At 71.5% G+C, this 21811-nt stretch carries 22 protein-coding genes; 14 read left to right on the forward strand and 8 right to left on the reverse strand.

The features are described 5' to 3' along the window. Positions 1–42 precede the first annotated feature (42 nt). Positions 43–1083, forward strand: coding sequence for a zinc-binding dehydrogenase (locus tag VET29_RS17035; RefSeq protein ID WP_324921287.1), 1041 nt, complete (start codon positions 43–45; stop codon positions 1081–1083). A 708-nt stretch (positions 1084–1791) separates the two neighbouring features. Further along, entirely contained in the window at positions 1792–2292 is a 501-nt protein-coding gene (locus VET29_RS17040; RefSeq protein WP_324921289.1) for a helix-turn-helix transcriptional regulator, read from the forward strand. Between the two features lie 154 nt (positions 2293–2446). On the opposite strand, the gene VET29_RS17045 is transcribed toward VET29_RS17040, so the two are convergent. Both VET29_RS17045 and VET29_RS17050 read right to left on the reverse strand, forming a co-directional pair. Further along, positions 2447–5350, reverse strand: a complete 2904-nt coding sequence (locus VET29_RS17045) for a BTAD domain-containing putative transcriptional regulator (RefSeq protein ID WP_324921291.1) — start codon at positions 5348–5350, stop codon at positions 2447–2449. Positions 5351–6497: 1147 nt separating this feature from the next. Further along, on the reverse strand, positions 6498–7505 hold the full coding sequence (locus tag VET29_RS17050) for a hypothetical protein (RefSeq protein ID WP_324921293.1): 1008 nt from the start codon (positions 7503–7505) through the stop codon (positions 6498–6500). 410 nt (positions 7506–7915) lie between these two features. Between VET29_RS17050 and VET29_RS17055 the strand changes: the two genes are divergently transcribed. Then, positions 7916–8434, forward strand: coding sequence for a MarR family transcriptional regulator (locus VET29_RS17055; protein ID WP_324921295.1), 519 nt, complete (start codon positions 7916–7918; stop codon positions 8432–8434). Between the two features lie 324 nt (positions 8435–8758). Further along, positions 8759–9625 (forward strand): hypothetical protein, encoded by an 867-nt coding sequence (locus VET29_RS17060; RefSeq protein WP_324921297.1) that lies wholly within the window; start codon positions 8759–8761, stop codon positions 9623–9625. Between the two features lie 14 nt (positions 9626–9639). Here VET29_RS17060 and VET29_RS17065 read toward each other — a convergent pair whose 3' ends face one another. Together VET29_RS17065 and VET29_RS17070 are read right to left on the reverse strand one after the other, a co-directional pair. Next, on the reverse strand, positions 9640–10620 hold the full coding sequence (locus VET29_RS17065; RefSeq protein WP_324921299.1) for a cation diffusion facilitator family transporter: 981 nt from the start codon (positions 10618–10620) through the stop codon (positions 9640–9642). A gap of 24 nt (positions 10621–10644) precedes the next feature. Then, on the reverse strand, positions 10645–11508 hold the full coding sequence (locus VET29_RS17070) for a LysR family transcriptional regulator (RefSeq protein WP_324921301.1): 864 nt from the start codon (positions 11506–11508) through the stop codon (positions 10645–10647). 84 nt (positions 11509–11592) lie between these two features. Between VET29_RS17070 and VET29_RS17075 the strand changes: the two genes are divergently transcribed. Beyond that, a complete protein-coding gene (locus VET29_RS17075; RefSeq protein ID WP_324921303.1) occupies positions 11593–12804 on the forward strand; it encodes a D-arabinono-1,4-lactone oxidase in 1212 nt (403 codons plus the stop codon). Here VET29_RS17075 and VET29_RS17080 read toward each other — a convergent pair. Then, a complete protein-coding gene (locus VET29_RS17080; RefSeq protein ID WP_324921305.1) occupies positions 12794–13249 on the reverse strand; it encodes a pyridoxamine 5'-phosphate oxidase family protein in 456 nt (151 codons plus the stop codon). The two genes, VET29_RS17075 and VET29_RS17080, sit on opposite strands and share 11 nt — an antisense overlap. A gap of 77 nt (positions 13250–13326) precedes the next feature. Between VET29_RS17080 and VET29_RS17085 the strand changes: the two genes are divergently transcribed. The 9 genes from VET29_RS17085 to VET29_RS17125 all read left to right on the forward strand — a co-directional run bounded on the left by VET29_RS17085 (position 13327) and on the right by VET29_RS17125 (position 18773). After that, positions 13327–13890: a TetR/AcrR family transcriptional regulator gene (locus VET29_RS17085; protein WP_324921307.1), complete on the forward strand. Its 564-nt coding sequence runs from the start codon at positions 13327–13329 to the stop codon at positions 13888–13890. A gap of 221 nt (positions 13891–14111) precedes the next feature. Next, positions 14112–14273, forward strand: coding sequence for a hypothetical protein (locus VET29_RS17090; RefSeq protein WP_324921309.1), 162 nt, complete (start codon positions 14112–14114; stop codon positions 14271–14273). A gap of 37 nt (positions 14274–14310) precedes the next feature. Continuing rightward, entirely contained in the window at positions 14311–14934 is a 624-nt protein-coding gene (locus tag VET29_RS17095) for a response regulator transcription factor (protein WP_324921311.1), read from the forward strand. Positions 14935–15110: 176 nt separating this feature from the next. Further along, positions 15111–15521 carry an ATP-binding protein gene (locus VET29_RS17100; RefSeq protein WP_324921313.1) on the forward strand — a complete coding sequence of 137 codons (411 nt, stop codon included), beginning with the start codon at positions 15111–15113 and terminating at the stop codon, positions 15519–15521. 34 nt (positions 15522–15555) lie between these two features. After that, positions 15556–16974 carry a PAS domain S-box protein gene (locus VET29_RS17105; protein ID WP_324921315.1) on the forward strand — a complete coding sequence of 473 codons (1419 nt, stop codon included), beginning with the start codon at positions 15556–15558 and terminating at the stop codon, positions 16972–16974. Further along, positions 16971–17354, forward strand: coding sequence for a response regulator transcription factor (locus tag VET29_RS17110; RefSeq protein ID WP_324921317.1), 384 nt, complete (start codon positions 16971–16973; stop codon positions 17352–17354). The genes VET29_RS17105 and VET29_RS17110 overlap by 4 nt, the downstream gene beginning before the upstream one ends. A gap of 158 nt (positions 17355–17512) precedes the next feature. Then, positions 17513–17914: an STAS domain-containing protein gene (locus VET29_RS17115; RefSeq protein WP_324921319.1), complete on the forward strand. Its 402-nt coding sequence runs from the start codon at positions 17513–17515 to the stop codon at positions 17912–17914. A gap of 27 nt (positions 17915–17941) precedes the next feature. Beyond that, positions 17942–18598, forward strand: a complete 657-nt coding sequence (locus VET29_RS17120) for a HemK2/MTQ2 family protein methyltransferase (RefSeq protein ID WP_324921321.1) — start codon at positions 17942–17944, stop codon at positions 18596–18598. Beyond that, positions 18576–18773: a CDGSH iron-sulfur domain-containing protein gene (locus VET29_RS17125; RefSeq protein ID WP_324921323.1), complete on the forward strand. Its 198-nt coding sequence runs from the start codon at positions 18576–18578 to the stop codon at positions 18771–18773. The genes VET29_RS17120 and VET29_RS17125 overlap by 23 nt, the downstream gene beginning before the upstream one ends. Here the strand turns inward: VET29_RS17125 and VET29_RS17130 are convergent. The 3 genes from VET29_RS17130 to VET29_RS17140 are packed head-to-tail and all read right to left on the reverse strand — an operon-like array spanning position 18770 to position 21790. Further along, entirely contained in the window at positions 18770–19786 is a 1017-nt protein-coding gene (locus tag VET29_RS17130) for an iron-containing redox enzyme family protein (RefSeq protein ID WP_324921325.1), read from the reverse strand. The genes VET29_RS17125 and VET29_RS17130 overlap by 4 nt on opposite strands. After that, positions 19776–20843, reverse strand: coding sequence for a glutamate--cysteine ligase (locus VET29_RS17135; protein WP_324921327.1), 1068 nt, complete (start codon positions 20841–20843; stop codon positions 19776–19778). Before VET29_RS17135 ends, VET29_RS17130 begins: the two co-directional genes overlap by 11 nt. Next, entirely contained in the window at positions 20840–21790 is a 951-nt protein-coding gene (locus VET29_RS17140; protein WP_324921329.1) for a TIGR03557 family F420-dependent LLM class oxidoreductase, read from the reverse strand. Before VET29_RS17140 ends, VET29_RS17135 begins: the two co-directional genes overlap by 4 nt. Positions 21791–21811 lie beyond the last annotated feature (21 nt).

Below are 21811 nucleotides of genomic sequence, written 5' to 3' on the forward strand. Positions count from 1 at the left end.
ACTGTTCGCCTTCCCGCTGCCACGCACCACTAAGGTGTGACCATGCTTGCCGGACGCCTGAACCCGACTGCTGGCACGTTCGAGATGCGCGAGGTCCCGGTGCCCGAGCCGGGTCCCGGCCAGGTGCGGATCCGGGTGCGTGCCGCCGGTGTGTGCCTGTCGGACGTGCACCTGATCGACGGCAGCCTGCGGCCCGCGTTCCTCGACGCGCCGGAGGTGACGCTCGGGCACGAGGTGGCCGGCGAGATCGACGTGGTGGGGCCGGACGTGCCGGAGCGGTGGCGGCCCGGGGCGCGGGTGGTGCTCGAGGCGGGCGAGCGGTGCGGGCAGTGCGCGCAGTGCGCCCGGTTCCGGTGGCCGTGCCAGGCCGTCCGGACCCGGGGCGTGGACTACGACGGCGGCTGGGCGGAGTACGCGCTCGCCAGCCACCACACGCTGATCGCCATCCCCGACACGCTTTCCTTCGAGGAGGCGGCGATCGTGCCGGACGCCGTGTCCACGCCGTGGGGCGCGGTCGCCGGCACGGGACGCGCGGAGCCGGGCCGGCCCGCCGGCGTGTGGGGCATCGGCGGGCTCGGCGCGCATGCCGTGCAGTTGCTGCGGATGCTCGGCGCGGCGCCCATCATCGCCGTGGACCCGTTGGAGGCGGCCAGGGATCGGGCACTGGAGTTCGGCGCGGACTTCGCGTTCGACCCCGCCGACCCGCACTTCGGCGAGCAGATCGTCGCGGTGACCGGCGGTGGCGGCCTGGACGTGGCGTACGACATGGCGGGCGTCGGGGCGGTGCGGGACCAGGCGCTGCGGTGCCTCGGCCGCGACGGCCGGCTGGTGCTCGTCGGCCTGACGCCGGAGCCGCTGACCGTGCCGAACAGCATCGGGCTGAGCGTTCGCGGGCAGCGGATCCTCGGCCACTACGGTTCGAGCCCCGGCGCCGTCGAGCGGCTGATCGAGCTGATCCACTACGGGCGGCTGGACCTGAGCCGGTCGATCAGCGGCACGCTGTCGCTCGCCGAGGCGCCGGACGCGGTGAAGGCGTTGTCCGGCAAGCAGGGCAACCCGATCAGGCTGATCCTCGTTCCCTGAGTCGTTCCCCCGAGTCATTGCCTGAGCCGTTCCCCTGAGCCGTTCCCCTGAGTCGTTCCCCTGAGTCGTTCCCCTGTGCCGTGCCCCTGAGCCGTTCCCCTGTGCCGTGCCCGAGTCGTTCCCCGAGCCGTGCCCGAGTTGTCCCCCGAGTCGTTGCCTGAGTCGTTGCCTGAGTCGTTGCCGAGGTGTGCCGCACACCTCGGTCCGGGCCGTCGGCGTCGCCCCGCGACGGAACACCGCCGGCCCCCAGGTTGACACTGCCTGCCGGATATCGAACAATCAGTGTAGTTATACCCCTCCCAACAAAAACTGATGGCCACAGGATCAGGTAGACCAAAGCGTCAAAAATGGTCCCTGATCACCAAACTTCACAGCCCGACCCAATCGCCACTCTCCGCGTCCATCGCCGTCTCGACAATACCGTCGAGTTAACCCGAAAGGATGCCGAACAGTGCTGCGCGCGCACCCACAGCTGCAAATGTCCGCGCATTTCGTATTCAATTCGGTTATCCTCATCATCCGATGGATGTCGATTCGCCTCGTTCTCGCTGCTCACGGGCCTAATCTTGGATCAGGCAAGAAACCAGCCGACTGGCCGTGCCGAACCGGCGCGTCGGTACCACGAGGGGGCCTTGGTCGTATTCGGTCAGCCGCCTTATGCCCTGTCCATGTCGTGTACGACTGACCCCGCAGCCGGAGAACAACCTGATGAACGAGTCACGGGAAGAAGTGACCGGAAAGGCCATCGCAAAGGCCCTTGGCGAGGAGTTGCGATACGCACGCGAGGCGCACAGCTGGTCCCGCGCGCATTTCGTCGGACACCTGCCGTCCGGAATAGGTGAAAGGACATTGCTGGCCTACGAGCACGGCCTGCGGCAGGTCACCGTGGCGCGGCTCGTCGAGCTGTGCGAGGTGCTGGGGACGACCGCGCCGGGCATGCTCACGCTCGCGCTGCAGAAGGCCGGCCTGTGCCTGCAGAACCTCGTGTTGCAGGTGGACCTGCGCCGGTTGCTCGCCGACCAGAACAACCACTTCCGCCCGATGTTCCCGTGGGCACGCAACCGGCTCAACGACGCGGTCGACGGCGTCGTCGAGCTGACGCCGTCCGCCGTCCGCGAGCTCGCGGCCTTCATCGGCCACGCACACGTCGACCTCGCCGACTACCTGGCCAAGTTCAACCCGGAGCCGCCCGAGGAGGTCGGCGGGTAGGACGCGGGGACGGAGCGGGGCGGACAGTCCCCGGTGGCCGGCGGCAGCCGGGGCTCGGGGGTGGAGTCCGGGGACGGCAGGACCCGGGGCAGGCGGAGCGGACGGCGAGGCAGGTGCGGGCGGTGAGCAGTGACGTCACGGTCGAGCGGTCGCGTCACTCGATCGTGGCGCCGTGGACGGGTTGGCGGATCGCGGTCTCGTCGACCTCGACGGCCTCCGCACGGGCCCGCGGGGCCGAACCGTGCACCCCCTCCTCGGTCTTGCTGCGCAGCCTCGTCGCCAGCAACGGGAATCCCGCGTGGTCGTACAGGTCGGCGGCCTGCCGCCACATCAGCATGGCCTCGTACCGCTCGCCGCTGTGGTAGAGCGCGTCGCCGTGCACGGTGGCGACCTGGGCCTGGGTCGCGAGGTCCTGCGAGCCGCGCAGGAGCTCGACCCCCCGCCTGCTGTAGGCCACGGCCTGGTCGAACCGGCGGCTCTCCCAGCCAATTGTCGCCAGCGTGGTGCAGATCAACGCGGCGGCGGTCTGGTCCGGGACGGCCTCGGCAATTGCCAGTGCCTCCTGGCAGTACGCGAACGCGGCCGAACAGTCCCCGAGGTCGCGGTGGATCCCGCCGATCTCCGCGAGGCTGGCCGCCGCGGCGGCCGACTCGCCGGCCCGCGACGCCGTCGTGTGCGCCGCCCGCAGGTGGCCGAGCGCCTCGTCCATCCGCTCGGCCAGGCGCAGCACCTGGCCGATGCGGCAGTGCAGCCAGCACAGCGCGGCGAGGTCGTCGGCCCGCTCCGCGACGGCGAGGCCGCGCTGGAAGAGGGTCAGCGCGGCCGCCCGGTCGTCACGGTGCTCGACGGCCTGCCCCAGCTGGTCGAGCATCGAGACGTGGCCGCACCGGAGGTCGTCGGCCGGCGCCATGCGGGCGGCGGCGGTCAGGCACCGCTCCGCGGCGCCGTGTTCCTCCAGCAGCAGGTGCGCGGCGCCGAGCTGGCGCAACGCCTCGGCCGCGGACACCCCGGCCGCGTGTGCCGAGTCGACCGCGAGCTGCCTGATCACCCTGCTCTCGACGATGTTGCCGGCGCGGGTCAGCAGCGCCGCCACCGGATCGGCCAGCCGCCGGACGTAGCCGTGGCACCCGTCGTCGTAGGCGTCGTGCATCGCCGCCGCCAGCGTGAACCGCTCGCGGGCGAACCAGGCCAGGGCCTCGTGCGCGTCGGCGAACAGCGCCACCCGCTCACGCGGCACGGCATCGCCGGGACACGCGAGGTGCATCGCGCTCGTCGCGGCCGTCACGAAGTACTCGAGCAGCCGCTCCCGCGCGGCACGGACACCCTCTGCGGACTCGTCGTCCTCGAGGCGGCGCGCGGCGAACTCGGCCAGCACGGCGTGCCGGCCGAACCGGTCCAGCTCGTCGGAGGGCCGCAGCAGGTTGGCCGCCACCAGGCGCAGCAGGCTCCGGATGGACTCCGTCGGCGTCCGGCCGTCGCACGCGTAGGCCGCCTCGGCCGAGATGTCCTCGCCCGGATGCACGGCCAGCAACCGGAACAGCCGCCGCTCCGGCTCGGCCAGTGCGTGGTAGGCCCAGTTGAGGCAGGCCTCCCCCGCCTGCACCGCCACCGGTCCGTCCGGCCCGACCGCGGCCAGCAGGCGCCGGCGGTCGAGGCGGGTGACCAGCTCGCCGACCCGCTCGGGCGACTCGCCGGCCAGCTGACCCGCCAACACCGTGACCAGCACGGGCAGGCCGCCACAGGCGGCGCTGAGCCGGGCGGCGTCCGGGATCCGTCCGTGCGCGCGGACCGACAGCAGCAGAGCCGCGCTCTCCGGACTCATCGGCCGGACCGCGATCCGCCGTGCCGAGGGCACCGAGAGCCGCCGCCGGCTGGTGACGATCATCAGGCAGGACGGGAGCAGCTCGACCAGCTGCCGAACCGTGGCGGCGTCCTGGACGTCGTCGAGCACCACCAGGACCCGCCGGTCGGCTAGCAGCAGGCGCAGCAGCCGTTCCCGCTGCCGGCGGGCCAGGTTCGCCGCGGGCGGCTGCCCGAGCGCCACGAGGAAGTCGTCCACGAGCGCCGCGAGGCCGACCTGGCTGCCCCGCATGTTCAGGTAGAGGTCGCCGTCGGGGAACCGTTCGCGCATCCGGTGTGCCCAGTGCACGGCGAGCGCGGTCTTGCCCACGCCACCCGGCCCGTCCAGCACGAACACGCCCGAGACCCCGGCCCGGTCCAGCGCGGCCAGCTCGTCGCGGCGGCCGACGAAGTCGGTGATGTCGTCGGGCAGCCGGCGGGGCACCACGGTCGGTTCCGGCAGCAGCGGCGCCGGGTGCGCGGCGGTCAGGGCGGCGTTGTGCTGGCGCAGGAGTTGCGCGGCCTCGTCGTGGCCGTTGCGGCGCAGGCGGTGCCAGGTGGCGAGGAAGTAGCGGGTGGCCTCGGCGAACCTTCTTCGCTGGTACAACGCGGTCAGGCGGAGCTTCGCGAGACCGAGGTCGTCCGGGAAGTCGGCCAGCAGCTCGTCGAGGGCGGCGAGCGCCGCCTCGTGCCGTTCGAGGTCGAGGAACGCCCGCATGCGCAGGGTGTGCGCGGCGAGCCACTCGTCATGCAGGACCCGTTCCCGCCAGGCCCGGGCGGGCTCGGTGACGAGGTCGGCGAGCGGCAGCCCGCGCCAGAGCCACAGGGCCTGTTCCACCAGCTCGACGGCCCGCGCGGGATGCTGTCCGGCCAGCTCACGGGCCTCGTCGAGCAGGACCCGGAACTCGTGGAGGTCGACAAGCGCCGGATCGATGGTCAGGCGGTACCCACCCTCCTCGATCGACAGCTCGGGCGCGGACGGCAGGCGAGCCAGGACGCGCCGGATCCGCGCGGCGTAGATGTCAAAGGTCGGACCAGCGAGCAGCGGCGCGGGCCGGTCCTTCGGCCAGACCCACCGGACGAGCTCGTCGAGTGGCACCACCTCGTTGGCATGCACCAGGAGCGTCGCCAACACCGCCCGCTCACGGGGCTTGCCCCACGAGTCGTCCGGACCGTCGTCCAGGAGAAACGCGGTCGTGCCCAAAATCCCCAACAACATTGCGTCCACCCAGCTTTCGTTCCCCAACAAAGCTGGCGCCGAGCGGCAGCTATCCAGTCGCATATTACTTATGAACAAAGATCAGAGAAGTCACGTAACACAATTGTTGTACCCCGCGATTGCCGGCCACCCGGAATAGCCACAACCAGTTTCTCGGACGGGCGGTATTTGCCGGCGCCATCACCGTTCGCACGTGCACACGGCTACGGAGCGTACAGCCCCTCCCCGGCTCGGACCACCGCCTGACACAAGGCGATTCCGCGGCACGGGACCATGTCCGCACCCGAAACTGCCTGCCCGTTCACGCACCCTTCCGGAAGCCGAAACCCCTGACCCCTTGACAACGATGGACATTCGACGTTACGCAGGGAGGTTTTGTGCCGCTACGCCGACGGGGGCGGACGAGGTCCCGGTGCCAGCGTCGTGGGCGCACACACAGCGCAGTCTCTTCCCGGCATTTGACGGGCGGGAGCGGCTGGTGGAGACCGCGCCCCAGGGGACCGGCAAGGCGTACTCCCGGATATCGGGCGAGGAGTTCCGGCGGGCCCGCGGGGGAGCGGGGCCGGGCCCGCGGCCGGCTCGCCGACCGGCCGCCTTCCGGTATCGCCGACCGCACGTCGTCGACCCATGAAAAACGCAGCCGGCCGTGGTGCGTTTTGTGGAAACATCGCGGACACTCGGCGTGACGGCCGTCAATTTGCTTGGTCCACCTCAAAAAAGTTGCGCGATCCGTACACCTTTTCTCGGAGTAAATCTCAGGGTAGTTCCACGTGACGGTTTCCGAGTCCGTCGGCGCCCGGCGACGAACCGGCCCAGGTGATCCGCGTACGGAGGTGCCACGATCCGGGAACTGGCCCTCGCACTGGACTTCACGCCCGCGACGCCCACCACCCACCTGGCCGGTTCACCACCGCCGATCTTCCGGCGGATCAGCACACCAGCATGGACGACAAGATCCGCGGCCGTGGGGAAATCGCCGTGGTGGAGATTTCCCGGACGCGCCGGCCAGGGCCGCGGGAATTTTCCGCGGCGCCATCGAAAACGGCTTCGACGAGACGAAAGACCGGCACAATTGCGGCACGAATAATCCCGGCCGTCGCGGTGATATTCGCGACGGTCACCTGGCGGCAAGGGGGTCGTGGGATCGTCAGGCCGTCCTGGCGTCGCCGACGGGTGGCACGGGCACCGGCGCGCACAGGACCGGCACCGCGGGCTCGTCGAGGTCCAGCAGCTCGTACACGGTCTGCCGGAGGAGGTCGCCCGCGTAGCCGGCCCTGGACGTGACCCTGGCGGCGACCTCGTCCTGCCACTCACGGTTGTCCGCCATCGCCGCCGTCACCTGGCTGAGCAACGCACGATCGGGGCGCACGCGGTGTGCATGTCGCCACACCAGCTCGGCCGCACCGCCCGCCGGCGACTCGCCCTCCGGCGGCTCGACGACCATCACGGCCAGGCCGATCGCCGCGCCGTAGCGGGTGGTCGCGCCCAGGTCGCCGATGACCAGGTCCGCCGCGACGAGAGTCGAACGCCATTCCTCGTCCGTTCGTTGAAAAAGCAGACCGGCGCGGACGGCGTCGGCAAACCAGGCGCGCGCCAGCGGGCCACCGTAATATCGCCAGATTTCCGGCGACGCGATCGCGGCGACCCGATATTCCGCCGGCGGCAAATCGGCGAGCAACCTGTTCAACACATTCATCTGTGCGTCCAACACGGACTCCGACCGTCCGGTCAATGTCACGACGACGAGTTTTCGTTCCCGCGACAAACCGGCCGCGAGCCGGTATTCGGCCCGAAAGGGAATACTCGTCAGCAGCCGGTCATAGGAAAGATCACCGACCACGGTCGCCACCGCCTCGGGGTAGGACCTCCCCAGGGCAGCGCGGTCCGACTCGTGTGCCAGCGCCAGCGCGGGCGCCCGGTCCGCGCCCTCGCGGGTGAGCACGCCGCGGTTCAGCAGATGCGCCGGAGCCGTGCCGGCACCGCCCGGCAGCAGCAGCCGCTTCCCCCGCAGCCCAGCCAAACCAGCCAGGCCGGCCGCGATGATCAGGTCGAACTCGCCGCGCGCGTCCGCCTGGGACACGACCACGCGGCGGTCTCCCGCCAGCGTCTGCAGCACGTCCGCCGACCACGTCGCCGCCCCCGCGGCGGGCGGCACGACAAGAACTCTCGCCCGCCCGCCGGCCGGTTCGCATCGCCAATACCCGTGCATCACACAACCTCCCCCGTTCGGCTGTGGTCGGCAGGCATGCCAACCCGAGGAAAGCTTGCGATGCGTAACTGACCGAACACCGGTCCACGCCCGGTCGGACACCGGTCAGTACGAAGGATTCCCGGGGCGCTCGTGCATTTCACATGACCAGCCGCACATGCATGCCTCGGGACCTGTCAATTTCCTGTCCGAAATCCGGTCGGCAATACCACGGGCCAGTCACCAGCGGTCACTGAGCTAAACCCCTCGGTAGTGTCCACCGGTTACCCGGAATCCACCGGCATTGCCGCTGGACGGGCACCGGCGGGCGACACGGTGGACAGACAGGGAAGTACGTACTAATCTCACGACGTACTATGAGGTACGTACATGAGAGCGACGGACTCCACGACCCCTCGGTTCGCGACGCGATGGCGCGGTTCGCCGGCGGGGCGACCGGGCCGTTCGAGGCGGCCGCCGCGGTGCGGGCCGCGGCGCATGCCGTCGAGCGGCTCCAGGGCATCGGCGAACGAAACCTCAGCGCGGGTGCGGTCGACCTCCTCCTCAGGCTCGACGGCGGTGTCGCCGGTGTCGGGGAGCTTGCCCGGTCGGCCGGGTTCAGCTCGCGGAACGTGACCGGCCTGGTCGACACGCTGGAGCGGGCCGGACTGGTGCGCCGCGAGCAGGACCCGGCCGACCGGCGTGCCGTCCTCGTGACGATCACCGATGAAGGCCGCGGCTGGGTCGCCGACTTCCGGGAGCCGGCACGCCGCGCCGTGGCCGCCCTCTTCCACGGCTTCGCGGACGACGAGGTGAGCCGACTGCGCGACCTCTGCCTGCGGCTCGTTGTCAACCAGGAAGCCATCTCCCGGCGGCTCGGCCCGGAGTCCGCTTAGGACCACACCGCTGTCGCCACAGTGGAGGACCACTCCCCGTAGACATCTGACGACACCGTCACCTGGTCGCGGCACCCCGGCGCGGGGCACACACCCGCGCGGAGATGTGATGGACTCTCGGGGAACGGCAGAGGCGGTGGTGCAGAGTGTCCAAGCGGGTGACGCCCCGCGCCGGGGCTGGTTCCGGGGTCCCCGGTTCCTTCCACTGTGACCGGCTCGTGACGGTGCACGATCCACGTAGCGATGTGCCACCACGCGACGACATCCTCGCCAACCGACACGACGCGATGTACTGGGACCGTGGTCCCGGGTACGGGAGGTGGCATGACTAGCCTGGCCGAGTTGGCGCGACCGTCCGGTGGCCTGGCCATGGTGGCGATGGACCAGCGGGAGAGCCTGCGCGCGATGCTGGGCGTGCACACGCCGACCCCGGTGCCCGACAGCGACCTGACGAAGTTCAAGCTCGCCGTCGCCACCGAGCTGGGGACCTTCGCGAGCGGGTTCCTGATCGACCGCGCCTACGGGTTCGACCAGGTGCTCGCCGACCGGCTGCTGCCGCCGTCGTGCGGGCTCATCCTCGCCGCGGACCGCCTGCGGCACCCGCCGGAAGGCGGGCCCGTCCTGGACACCTCGATCGACGAGGAGATCAACCCGGTGCACGTGCGCGAGCGCGGGGTGTCGGCCATGAAGCTCCTGGTCGTGTGGCGGCCGGACGAGCGACGGGACAAGCGGCTCGCCATGGCGGCCGAGTTCGTGCAGCGCTGCCGGTCGGCCGGGTTGCTGTCGATCCTCGAGGGCGTGGTGCGGCCACGGTCGGACCTCGACTTCGACCAGCTGCAGGTCGAGGCCGCCGCGGAGCTCGGCTCGCTGCGACCCTCGCTGTACAAGGCGCAGGTGCCGCGCCGCGGCGTCGACGAGGTTCAGGTCGGGCGGGTGTGTGAGCGGATCTCGGGGGCCATCCCCGTGCCGTGGGTCGTGCTGTCCCAGGGTGTGACGATCGACGACTTTCCCGGCGCGGTGCGTACGGCGTGCCGTGCCGGTGCCTCGGGCTTCCTCGCGGGGCGCGCCATCTGGAGTGACACCCTCACCGACCCGACGCCGCTGCTGCGTGCCCGCGCGGTGGACAGGGTGAAGCGGTTGGCGGAGCTGGTCGACGGGGCCGCCAGGCCCTGGCAGGAGGCCGCCGCGTGAGAGCCGCCGCCCGGCTACCGGTTCTGGTCGACGTCGCCGTAGCGGGCCATGACCCGCGCGCGGAGCTCCGGATCCGACCGTGGGACCGGCTCCAGGAAGATCTCGTCGAGGTCGGTGAACCGTTCGCGTAGCTCGGCCGAGATGCGGACGCAGGCCAGCTCCAGGTCCGTGGACGTCAGATCCTCCGCGAAGTCGAGGCGGGCGCACAGCAGGACCTGGTCCGTGCCGGTGACCATGGTGAGCAGGTCGACCACGACCTCCACCTCCGGCGCCGCCCCCAGCAGCTCGCGTGCCCCGCGCACGATCTTCACGTCCGCCTGCCGCCCGATCAGCAGGCCGAGGTTGGTGCGCCCCAGCAGGTACGCGACCCCGGCGAGCAGGACGCCGATCAGCACCGACGCCAGCCCGTCCCACACGGCCGAGCCCGTGACGTCGTGCAGCGCGATGCCGCCGAACGCCAGCGCGATCCCGACGAGCGCCGCGCTGTCCTCGAAGAACACCGTCTTGACCGTGGGGTCGTCGATGAGCCGCAGGTACCGGCCGACGGACCGGCCCTCGGCCGCCGCCTCCGCCCGCACCTGCTTGACCGCCCGCAGCCACGACGTGCCCTCGAGGAGGAACGCGAGCCCCAGCACGATGTAGCCGATCAGCGGGCTGGTCTGCTCCTCCTGCTCCCCGAAGATCGTCCGGAAGCCTTCGTAGAACGCGAACACCGCGCCCGACACGAAGATCGACACGGCCGCGATCAGCGACCAGAAGTACCGCTCCTTGCCGTACCCGAAGGGATGCGCGCGGTCCGCCGGCCGGCTGGACCGGCGCAACGCCGTCAGCAGCAGCGCCTCCGTGATCGTGTCGGCGACCGAGTGCGCGGCCTCCGCCAGCATCGCGGCGGACCCCGTGATCAGACCGGCGATCAACTTCAGGATCGCGATCACGAGGTTCGCACCCAGCGCCACCAGCACCGTCAGGGTGCTCTCGGACTTCTCTTCGGCCACGAACCCGACACTAACGCCCCGGCCTCACCGCGGCAGAAACGCGGCCGCCGCCGGGGACAGCCTGCCGTCGCGGTGCACGAGGCACACCTTCAGCACCTCGTCAGTGGCCAGGTCACGCACGACCGCCCCGGTCGCCCGTGCCAGCTCCCGCCAGGACTCGCTCAGCACCGCCACCCCGACCCGCGCGAGCACGAGCGGCAGCACGGCCTCGCGGTGCTCGACCTCCACGGCGATGCGGCAGCCCGGCGATCTTCGGAGGATCCCGTCGGCCACCCGCCGCGCGCCGGTCCCCGGCGCGACGACCAGCCGCCGCCCGCCGAGCGCGTTCATGGCGACCGGCGACCCGGGCGGCAGGTCCGCGTCGGCGGCCGCCACCAGCACGAACGCCTGCGTCTCCAGCGCGTACACCATGAGCCCGGCCAGCTCGGGCCCGACGGCCGGCGTGCCGAGCAGCCCCAGCTCGGCGGTGCTGCCGCGGACGGCCGCGACCACGTCCTCGAGCGTCGCGGCGGCCCGCACCACGACCTCCACGAGCGGGTACGCGGCACGGAACCGGCTGACCATCGACGCGAGCGGACTCATCGCGGTCGCGGGCATGGACGCGATCACCAGGCGGCCCGAGCGCAGCCCGTTCACCGCCTCGACGGTCGCCCGCGCGAGCTCGACGCCGCGCAGCACCTCCCGCGCCGGGCCGATGAGCCGCTCCCCCGCCGGGGTGAGCACGAGCCGGCGGCCGGTGCGGTGGAACAGGTCGGCACCGAGGTCGCGTTCGAGCCCGCGAAGCGCCTGCGACACGGACGGCTGCGCGACGAACAGCTCCTGCGCGGCGCGGTGCACGCTGCCGTGGTCGACTATCGCGAGGAAATACCGCAGCTGGCGGACGTCCATGGATGTCCAGGCTATGGCGAAGATGTGAACTAGGACATACTTCACCGCACGAATGCCGCGGGAGGAAGACGGGAGCACTGGTAGGTGGAGCACAACTGGGCCGGCAATGTCGCTTACCAGGCAAGGGAAGTAGCCCGTCCGCGGACGGTGGACGCGCTGCGGGAGCTGGTCGCCGAGCGGTCGCTCGTACGCGCGCTCGGGTCCCGGCACTCGTTCAGCGAGGTGGCCGACGGGCGCGGCACGCTGGTGTCGCTGGAGGAGCTGCCGGACGAGATCACGGTCGACGGCGACCAGGTCGTGGTGCCGGCCGCGACCCGGTACGGCGTGCTGGCGCAGTTCCTGCAGGCGAAGGGGCTGGCACTGCCGAACATGGCCTCGCTGCCGCACATCTCGGTCGCCGGCGCGATCGCGACCGGCACGCACGGCTCGGGTGACGCGCTCGGCGGCCTGTCGACCGCCGTCGCGGGGCTGGAGCTGGTCACGGCGACCGGCGGGCTGCGGCGGGTGTGGCGCGGCGACCCCGAGTTCGCGGGCAGCGTCGTGGCGCTGGGCGCGCTGGGGATCGTCACGCGGGTGACGCTGGCGGTGCGGCCGAGCTTCGAGGTTCGGCAGCAGGTGTACGTCGACGTGCCGTGGACCGACCTGGTCGCGGACCTGCCGTCGGTGTTCGCCGGCGGGTACAGCGTGAGCGTGTTCACCGACTGGGTCGGGCCCGCGCAGGTGTGGGTGAAGTCGCTGGCGGCGCCGACCCTGCCGTTCCGGCCGGCGGACGGGCCGGTGCACATGCTGCCCGGCGAGTCGGTGGCGGCGGTGACCGAGCAGGGCGGTGTGCCCGGGCCGTGGCTGGACCGGCTGCCGCACTTCCGGCTGGGCCACAAGCCGAGCGCGGCCGCCGAGCTGCAGAGCGAGTACCTCCTGCCCCGCGAGTCGGCGGTCGAGGCACTCACGAGGCTGCGCGCGATGGCCCCGCGGATCACGCCACTGCTGCAGATCTCCGAGCTGCGCACGGTCGCGGCGGACGACCTGTGGCTGAGCCCGGCGTGCGGGCGGGACGTGCTCGGCGTGCACTTCACGTGGAAGCTTGACGTGCCGGGCGTGACCGCGCTGCTGCCCTCGGTCGAGGAGGCGCTGCTCCCGCTGGGCGCGCGGCCGCACTGGGGGAAGGTCTTCCACACCACCGAGGTCGCGCCGCTGTACGCGCAGTGGACCGACTTCACCGAGCTGCGCGCTCACCACGACCCGAAGGGCAAGTTCACGAACCCCTTCCTGGACCGGCTGGGCGGGGTCAGACCGTGACGTGCAGCTGGTCCGCGAGGTCGGCGAAGTCGGCGGTGTTCCACCGTTCCGGCCGCATCGTGATGGCGACGTTGCCGGACTGCCCCTCGGCCGTCGCCTCGACGTACGCGGCCGCGACCTCCGGCGACAGGTAACGCGACGCCATCGCGAGCCGGTCCTCCTCGCGGACCGGCCTCGTCCCGACCACCGGCCCCTCGGCGGTCACGTACCGGTACGGGGCGCCGGTCTCCTGCACGCACAACGCGAAGCGGCCCGCCTCGCCGATCAGCCGCGCCTTGCGCAGGCCGGGTGAGGTCAGGATCGTGACGAGCCCGCCGGGCCGGTAGTCGTACCAGATCGGGGTCGTGAGCGGTGCCCGCCCGGCCTCCGCCGCGACGGACAGGACACCGACGTACGGCTCGGCGAGCAGGGCTTCCCGCTGCTCCGAAGTCAACCTGAGGACCACGGCAGCCTCCTTGAAGCCAATCGGTTTGCGTTAAGGCTAGCACGGTAACGCAAACCGTTTGGCTTTAAGATGTCCGCATGACCAGACCCGGCGGCCGTAGCGCCCGTGTCCGCGACGCCGTGCACCGTGCCGCGATCGAGCTGCTGGTCGAAGGGGAGACCGACGCCGCGATCCCGCGGATCGCCGAGCGGGCCGGCGTGAACCCGACCAGCCTGTACCGGAGGTGGGGCAGCCGGGAGAACGTGCTGCTCGACGCCGCCGTGACCCGGTTGCGGGAGCGGTCGCCGATGCCGGACACGGGCACACTGCGCGGCGACCTGCTCGCCTGGGCAGCCCGCGTGGAGCGGGCGATGGCCGAGCCGGACGGCAACATCCTGCTGCGTGCCCTGATCGCGACCATGTCCACGACGGCCCGGCCGGCCGAACACCTGCGCGCCCGCGCCGACGACCTGCGGACGATGCTCGACGCGGCGTCCGCTCGGGGTGAGCGGACGCCGACGGTGGACGAGGTGCTCGACTACGTCCTGGCGCCGCTCTACCTCCGCGCCCTGTTCGGCATCCCGGTCGAGCCGGGCGCGGCCGAGACGCTCGTGGAGCGGCTACTCCAGGTAGGACTAGCTGGGCGGTCCGGCGGGGCCTAGGGGATCCGGTTCGGACGGTGGCCGCGGGTCCGGGCCCGGTGGCACGGGTGGCTGCGGCGGATCCGTGGGGATGGGCCCCGGGTTCGGGCTCGGAATGGGCTCGGGCGTCGGCAAGATCGGCTCGGTCATCCATGGGGGGTTGCCAGGTAACAGCATGGCTAAACAAGCAACTCGCGGGGTAGTCAAGACGTCGAAAGGGTGACAAAGGAGATTGGGTTGCCATGACAATCGCCAGCCGCCGCCTGGCGCGCCAGTGCCGAGAACGGCTCGCCGCCAACAGAAACCTGCTGCCCTGCCCCGCTCAGCCGACCGAGAACGCTACGGTCGGGGACACCGAGACGGCGACAGAGGCGCAGCTGGAGAAAGTTGACGCGACAAAATAGGACACACATCCCGGACCGTAGGGACGAGAATCATGCCATGGCAACGACCCGGGTGGTTCTCGTCGAGGACCACGACATGGTGGCCGAGGCGATGGCCCTCGCCATGCAGCGCGCCGACGACATCGAGATAGTCGCCCGCGCGCGGTCCATCGCCACGGCGCTGACGGAGGTGCGGAAGTACGCGCCGGACGTCGTGCTGCTGGACCGAAGGCTGCCCGACGGCGACGCCATCGAAGCGATCGGGCCCCTGAGCGAACTGGGTGCCCGGGTCCTGATGCTGACGGGCGAGGCGACGTCCACGGTCGCCGCGCGCGTGGCCGAGGCCGGCGGGTGCGGCCTGGTGCTGAAGTCGGCCGGGCTCGACGAGCTGGAGGACGCGGTCCGCCGCGTCGCCGAGGGCGAGGCGGTGTTCGGGGCGGAGTTCCTCGCGGGGGTGCTGAACCGCCTGACGGGCCGGACCCGCAGCGCGACGCTCACCGCACGGGAACGCCAGACGCTGGGGCTGCTCGCGGACGGCGCGAGCACGGCCGAGGTGGCGCGGCGGCTGGGCGTGGCCGTCAACACGGCACGCAACCACGTACAACGCGTCCTCGAGAAGCTGGGCGCCCGCTCGAAACTCGAAGCGGTGGTCATCGCCCGCAAGGAAGGGCTCCTCGACTGAGGGCCGCCCCGGCCGCGCACGCGAGGCCGTGGCGATGCCCACGACGCCCGTCCGGTAGACCAGCCCTGACCTGCACGCCTTCTTCGCCGCCGACCCACGGTTCTGGTGCAGGTGCACCAGTCGGTGAGCATCATTCGCATCTCGATCCGTCCGCCGGGACAACGGAAGGTGCTTGCGTGGAGACAAGTGCACCAGCGGTGGCCGAACTCCGCCTCGCCGAGCGGAACAGCAGTGCCGCCCTCGCGCGACGGTTCACCCGAACGACGCTGGCGGCCTGGCGGGGCGGCGAGTGCCACGGCGATGTCGACGACATCGTCCTCGTCGTCTCCGAGCTCGTCACCAACGCGCTGCTGCACGGCCACGGCACCCCGGTCGTCCGGCTGCTCGCCGGCGGCGACCACGTCCGCGTCGAGGTGTGCGACGACAGCCCCCTGCTTCCGGTCTCCCCCAGGATCACCCCGACGAGCGGTCTCGGCCTTCGTGTGGTCGAACAGGTCTCGTCCGCGTGGGGCGCGTCCCGCCGCGACCGCGGGAAGGTGGTGTGGTGTGAGCTTCCCACCGCACCAGGGGCGGGCATCCCTCATTGAGGCCGGACGGCGTTCCGTGGTGCAGAGTTGGCTCATGCGACCCGATGACGGGTACCGGCTCCTGGTACAGGGCGTACTCGACTACGCCATCTTCATGCTCGACCCGGACGGGCACATCACCAGCTGGAACGCCGGCGCCCAGCAGATCAAGGGCTACCGCGAGGAGGAGATCCTCGGCAAGCACTTCTCGGTCTTCTACCCACCGGAGGACATCGCCGCCGGGAAGCCCTGGCACGAGCTCGACCAGGCGATCCGGCACGGGCGGGTCGAGGACGAGGGCTGGCGGCTCCGCAAGGACGGCACCCGCTTCTGGGCCGACGTCGTGATCACCGCGTTGCGCGACGAGACCGGAGAGCTGCGCGGGTTCGGCAAGGTCACCCGGGACACGACCGACCGCCGCGCCGCCGAGGAGGCGCTGCGGGCGAGCGAGGAGCGCTTCCGCCTGCTCGTGCAGGGTGTGCGCGACCACGCGATCTTCATGCTCGACCCGGACGGGCACATCACCAGCTGGAACACCGGCGCCCAGCAGATCAAGGGCTACCGCGAGGAGGAGATCCTCGGCAAGCACTTCTCCGTCTTCTACCCGCCCGAGAACGCGGACCTGCCGAAGAAGGAGCTGGTGCGGGCGAGCAGGGACGGCCGGCTCGAGACCGAGGGCTGGCGGATCCGCAAGGACGGCACCCGCTTCTGGGCCAACATCGTGATCACCGCGATGTACGACGACACCGGCACGCTCTGCGGCTTCGGCAAGGTCACCCGGGACATGACCGAGCGGCGCGCGGCCGAGCAGGCGCTGAGCGAGCGACGGCGGCTGCTCGGTCACCTCGTCGAGGCCCAGGAGCTGGAGCGCCGGCGGATCGCGTGGGACGTCCACGACGACTCCATCCAGGCCATGGTCGCGGTCGGCATGCGGTTGCAGCTGCTGGCCGGGCGGCTGCCGGCGGAGCAGCAGGAGCTGGCCGCGCAGCTGGACGAGGCGGTGCGCGCGTCGGTCGGCCGGCTGCGCGGCCTGGTCGCGAACCTGCGCCCGACGACCATCGACCAGCACGGTCTCGTCCCGTCGCTCGCCGGCTACCTGCGCGACGTCGTCCGCCCGTGGGGACTCGAGACGTCGCTGTCCGCCGAGCTGCCGAACGAGCCGCCGATGCCGGTCGCGATCACGCTGTTCCGCATCTGCCAGGAGGCCCTGACCAACGTGCACAAGCACGCGCGGGCCACCCGCGTCGACGTCACGCTGGCCGGCAAGGACGGTGGCACGCTGGTGCGGGTCAGCGACGACGGTGTCGGCCTGCCCGACCCGGCGCCGGACGACCCGTACCGGCACTTCGGGCTACTGGAGATGCGCGAACGCGCCGAGATCGCCGGCGGCTGGTGGTCGGTCACCAGCACACCCGGCGGCGGCACGACGATCCAGTTCTGGCTGCCCACGGCACCCACCCAGGAGGAGGAATGACCGAGCAGTTCCGCGTACTGGTCGCGGACGACGACCCGATGCTGCGCATGGCGCTGTCCGAGGTCATCGCGGCGGAGGCCGACCTGCACGTGGTCGCCACGGCGGCCGACGCGCAGGAAGCCGCTGACCTGGCCGAACGCCACACCCCGGACGTGGCGCTGATCGACGTGCGAATGCCCGGCGGCGGCGGCACGCACGCGACCCGCGAGATCAGGACGCGGTCACCACGCACCCGGCTGCTCGCGTTCTCCGCGTACGACGACTCCGGCGCGGCGGAGGAGCTGAAACGGCTCGGTGTCAAGGAGTTCCTGGTCAAGGGCATCACGAACGCCGAGATCGTGGCGGCGGTGCGGCGGGCCGGCGCGGACGCCGAGGGCTGAGACCGGGCCCGACCTGCTCGCCTGGACACAGCCAGCACACCGTGCGATGCTGGATCGAGGTTGAGCAACCAGCCAACAGGCGGTGTGGACGAAGAACGCCGCGAGCTGGGGTGGCTCCATTCGCTCTGGCTTTCTCACCCACTTCCAGGGGAGATCCGATGAGCGAGAGAACTGTGGCGATCAACCGCCGCGTGACCGCGAACGAGTATCTGACCGTCCGTCTTGTGCACGAACGCCAGGATCTGGACAGAATCAACCCCGTCGGGGAGATCGACCTGTGCACCGCGCCGCTGCTGCGCGAGGCACTCCTCGACACCGAGGACCGTGACGTACGCAACGTGCTGGTCGACCTGTCCCGGGTGGACTTCCTCGCGCTGGCCGGCGTGCACGAACTGCGTGCGGCCAACGATCGCCGCGCCGCGGTACACCTGCGGCTCGTGGTAGCCGCGCCGACGGCGGCCGCGCGGCGGACGCTGAGCCTCACCGAGGCCGCCGGCTCGCTGGAGATCTACCTGACCACCTCGGGCGCACTGTCCGCACTGGCCAGTCCCGCTGTTTGAGCCGATTCGCCGGAGGCATCCCCCGGCATGTGGCTCACCCGCCCACCGGGCGTCTATCCTCCGCAGCACGACACGTGGCTGCTGGTCGAGGCACTGGCAGCGGCCGCGATCCGGCCTGGTGCCAACGTTCTCGACATCGGCTGCGGCACGGGCGCACTGTCCGTCGCGGCCGCGAGCACGCGGCCACGCACCATCACGGCGGTCGACGTGTCCCGGCGGGCGGTGTTGGCCGCACGCCTGAACACGTCGCTGCGCGGCATCCGCGCCAGGATCCACTGTGGCGACGCCTTCAAACAGGTCGCGGGCCGCGGTTTCGACCTGATACTCGCGAACCCGCCCTACGTGCCCGGCGTCTCGGCCTGCCCACGGGGACGAGATCGTGCGTGGGATGCCGGCGTGGACGGCCGCGACTTCCTGAACCGGCTGTGCGCCAACGCTCCGCTGCTGCTGGCGCCGGGCGGCACGCTGCTCGTCGTCCACTCCACACTGTCCAATGTGGACGCCACGCTGCATCAGCTGCGCGGCGGCGGGCTGAAGGCCGCGGTGGTCGCGCGGCAGGAGGCGCCGTTCGGCCCGGTGATGAACGGCCGCCGGGACCGGTTGCGCGAGCTGGGTTTCATCGAACCGGGACAGCGCTCCGAGGAGCTGGTGGTGATCCGCGGTGACCGACCGGCGACCCCGTAGGGTCCGTATCGTGCGGGACGGACCCATCCTCGTCGAGGGGCCCGTCGAGCTGGTGACGGACGACGGCACGATCGTCCACTCGGCACGGTTCGTGGTCGCGGTGTGCGCGTGCCGGCGCAGCAAGAACTTCCCACTGTGCGACACGAGCCACCGCAAACGAGTCCGCGCCGACTAGGCCGATCCGCCTCCCGGGATCTGGACAGTGCCTGGGGGTGCGGTCACACCCGCGCCGCGGCGCAGCGAGGTCTGCCCGTCGCGCCAGGACTTCAGCACGTGGTCGGCGAAGCGGGACTCCAGGAACTCCGTGGCCCGCACCCCGAACACCACGTCCCCGGCCAGATGCGGCTCGCGGGCCAGCAGGTCGCCGATCACGTCGTGGCGCAGGATCTGCTCGTGTACGGCGTCGGCCTCGATGTGCTCGGCGAAGAAGTGTGGGTCGCCGCCCAGGCGGTCCATCGCCTTGACCATGCGGGCGGCGCTAGGCCCGGTCGTGATCTCCGCGGCGGCGAAGTGGCCGACCATCGCGCCCCGCAGCCTTCTGTGCAGGCCGAACAGCGACATCATGTCGACCACCGCGATGATCGGCGCCGGCACCTCGTCGAAGTAGGACAGGTAACCCGTGTCCAGCGCGGACGACGCCATCAGGTCCCGGTACAGCTGCGCGTGCATGCGGTCGGCGTGCCCGCCGCCGAACTCGTCGAACTCGACGGCCACCAGCGCGGCCTTCGCCTGTCCCCACAGGCGCGGGATCACCCAAGCGTGCGGGTCGGCCTCCTTGTGGTGGTAGATCGAGCGGTGCACGAAGTACTCCTGGAGCTGCCACCACTCCCCCTCGTCCCGGAGGAAATGGGACACGCCCTCGCCCGGCACCGGCTCCACCAGCAGCTCGTCGAGCGCGGCCGTCACGTCGTCGCCCGGTTCGACCGAGTCACGCAGCGCCCGCTCGAACACCCACTCCAGCCGCCTGCGGTACTGGAGCAGCACCGGCGACCACTCCCAGTCGGAGTCGATCCCGGCGAACCCCTGGTAGTGCGGCTCGTACAGGGTGTGCAGCGCGACCGCGAGGTCCTCGCCGAACGGGTCGGCGCGGTCGACCTCCAGCATCGGCTCGATGCCGTCCCGCAGCAGCTCGACCGCCGCGGCCGACAACGGCCCACGCGGTTCGGGCAGAAGCGCTTCATTTCCCATCGGACACTCCAATCACGACACTTCGCAACACGTTTTCGGCCGCCCGCTGCCGTTCCGCGCCCGTACCGCCACGCAGCACCTGGCGGAACAGCTCGCGGACGGTGACGAGGTCACCGGCGAGCGCGGGCGCGACCCGCACGACCAGTTCGTAGAGCAGCTCCGCCACCGGCACCTCGCGTGCCAGCATCGGGTGCACACCCGGGCCGGCGAGCCCGTGCCGGGCCGCACCCCAGACCGCGGCGGCCAGCACCTGTTCGTCCAGCGCGGGCGCCTCCCGGCCGCGGGACAGCTCGGCGACCGCGGTCGTGACGAGCGCCCGGGACAGCGCGGCCTGCAGCAGCGCTGCCGGCACGTCCACGGCCGCGTCCGCCACCCGGAACTCGACGGTCGGCCAGGACGGCGACGGCCGGACCAGCCAGAACGTCATGGCCGGGTCCTCGATCGCCCCGCAGTCGACGAGCCTGGCGACCCGCGCGGTGTAGTCGGCGGCGTCACGGAACCGAGGCGGCACACCGGCGCCCGGGAACCGGGACTGCTCGATCATGCGCCAGCTCGCGTACCCGGTGTCGCGGCCGTGGTGGAACGGCGAGTTCACCGACAGGGCGAGCAGGGCCGGCAGCCACGGTCGCACGTGGTTGCACACCGCGACCGCGGTCTCGAGGTCGGGCACGGCGACATGCACGTGGCAGCCGCAGGCCTGGTAGTCCCGCACGACCTCCGCGTACCGCGCGGCGATCCCGGCGAACCGGGCGCCGCCGCTGGTCATGGCCGGCCCGCCCAGCGGCGGGAGGCCGCTGGACACGAGCAACACGCCACACTCACGCGCCGCCGTGGCCAGCCGGTCCCGCCCCTGGCGCAGCCGGCTGCCCAGCTCGGCGAGCGTGGCGCAGGGCGGGGTCGCGGCCTCGACCTGGGTCTGGAGCAGCTCGGCGTGCACCGCGCCGGCGCCCGGCAGCTCGCGGGCGGCCTTGAGCACCTCGGTGGCGGCCGGCACGGTCCGTCCTGTCGGCGGATCGGCGAGCAGGAACTCCTCCTCGACCCCGAAGGTGGTGGTCACCTCGACAACTGCGGCGACACTTCGTCGCGCCAGAAACGGAAGAACTCGTCCTGGTGCGGGCCGATCTGCGCCACGTGCACCTGGTCGAACCCGGCGTCCACGAAGGCCTGAACCTGTTGGACGTACGGCTCGGGGTCGGGCCCGGTAGGCAGCGACAGCATGTCCTTGGTCACGAGCTCGCAGGCCTGCTCGAAGTGCCTCGGCTGCGGGAGGACCTGCGCCAGCTCGCCGGGGAGCCCCTCGTTCGGCCAGATCCGGTACGCGGTGTCGAGTCCCTCGTCGACGGTCGGGGCGTGGCAGACCTTGAAGCCGCCCTGCGCCGGGCCTTTGCCACCGGCGTCGCGGTAGGCCTTCAGGACCTCGGCGTCCGGCACCACGCTGACGAACCCGTCGGCGATGCGCCCGGCCAGCTCGGCGGCCTTCTTGCCGAACGCGGAGACGTAGATCGGGACCGGCTCGTCCGGGAGCGTGTAGACGCGGGCGTTCTCGACGGTGTAGTGCCTGCCGTGGTGGGTGCGGCTGCCGCCCTGGTGGAGCAGCCGGATGACGTCGACGGCCTCCTCGAGCATCTGCAGCCGGACGTCCGCGGTGGGCCACGCGTCGCCGAGGATGTGCTCGTTGAGCGCCTCGCCGGACCCGACGCCGAGCACGAACTCGCCCCGGAGCTGCACGGCCGCGGTGGCCGCGGCCTGCGCGAGCACGGCCGGGTGGACACGCACGGTGGGACAGGTCACGGCGGTGGTGACGGGCATGCCGGGCACGGCCTCGGACAGCGCGCCGATCACCGACCAGACGAACGGGCTCTGGCCCTGCGCCTCGTTCCAGGGGTGGTAGTGGTCGGAGATCCAGAGCCGCTCGAAGCCCGCGTCGGCGGCCTGCCTGGCCTGCCGCACGAGTTCGCCCGGACCGAACTCCTCACAGGACAGGAAATATCCGATACCGACCATGACGCCCGGGTACCCGCAGGT

Origin of the sequence: Actinophytocola sp., assembly GCF_035634895.1 — a bacterium.
Classification (GTDB): domain Bacteria; phylum Actinomycetota; class Actinomycetes; order Mycobacteriales; family Pseudonocardiaceae; genus Actinophytocola.

What these genes read in the sequence shown, in the direction of transcription:
- VET29_RS17035 (WP_324921287.1), top strand. Translation starts at nt 43, where the DNA reads ATGCTTGCCGGACGCCTGAACCCGACTGCTGGCACGTTCGAGATGCGC.
- VET29_RS17040 (WP_324921289.1), top strand. Translation starts at nt 1,792, where the DNA reads ATGAACGAGTCACGGGAAGAAGTGACCGGAAAGGCCATCGCAAAGGCC.
- VET29_RS17045 (WP_324921291.1), bottom strand. Translation starts at nt 5,350, where the DNA reads ATGTTGTTGGGGATTTTGGGCACGACCGCGTTTCTCCTGGACGACGGT.
- VET29_RS17055 (WP_324921295.1), top strand. Translation starts at nt 7,916, where the DNA reads ATGAGGTACGTACATGAGAGCGACGGACTCCACGACCCCTCGGTTCGC.
- VET29_RS17060 (WP_324921297.1), top strand. Translation starts at nt 8,759, where the DNA reads ATGACTAGCCTGGCCGAGTTGGCGCGACCGTCCGGTGGCCTGGCCATG.
- VET29_RS17070 (WP_324921301.1), bottom strand. Translation starts at nt 11,508, where the DNA reads ATGGACGTCCGCCAGCTGCGGTATTTCCTCGCGATAGTCGACCACGGC.
- VET29_RS17085 (WP_324921307.1), top strand. Translation starts at nt 13,327, where the DNA reads ATGACCAGACCCGGCGGCCGTAGCGCCCGTGTCCGCGACGCCGTGCAC.
- VET29_RS17090 (WP_324921309.1), top strand. Translation starts at nt 14,112, where the DNA reads ATGACAATCGCCAGCCGCCGCCTGGCGCGCCAGTGCCGAGAACGGCTC.
- VET29_RS17095 (WP_324921311.1), top strand. Translation starts at nt 14,311, where the DNA reads ATGGCAACGACCCGGGTGGTTCTCGTCGAGGACCACGACATGGTGGCC.
- VET29_RS17105 (WP_324921315.1), top strand. Translation starts at nt 15,556, where the DNA reads ATGCGACCCGATGACGGGTACCGGCTCCTGGTACAGGGCGTACTCGAC.
- VET29_RS17110 (WP_324921317.1), top strand. Translation starts at nt 16,971, where the DNA reads ATGACCGAGCAGTTCCGCGTACTGGTCGCGGACGACGACCCGATGCTG.
- VET29_RS17115 (WP_324921319.1), top strand. Translation starts at nt 17,513, where the DNA reads ATGAGCGAGAGAACTGTGGCGATCAACCGCCGCGTGACCGCGAACGAG.
- VET29_RS17120 (WP_324921321.1), top strand. Translation starts at nt 17,942, where the DNA reads ATGTGGCTCACCCGCCCACCGGGCGTCTATCCTCCGCAGCACGACACG.
- VET29_RS17130 (WP_324921325.1), bottom strand. Translation starts at nt 19,786, where the DNA reads ATGGGAAATGAAGCGCTTCTGCCCGAACCGCGTGGGCCGTTGTCGGCC.
- VET29_RS17140 (WP_324921329.1), bottom strand. Translation starts at nt 21,790, where the DNA reads ATGGTCGGTATCGGATATTTCCTGTCCTGTGAGGAGTTCGGTCCGGGC.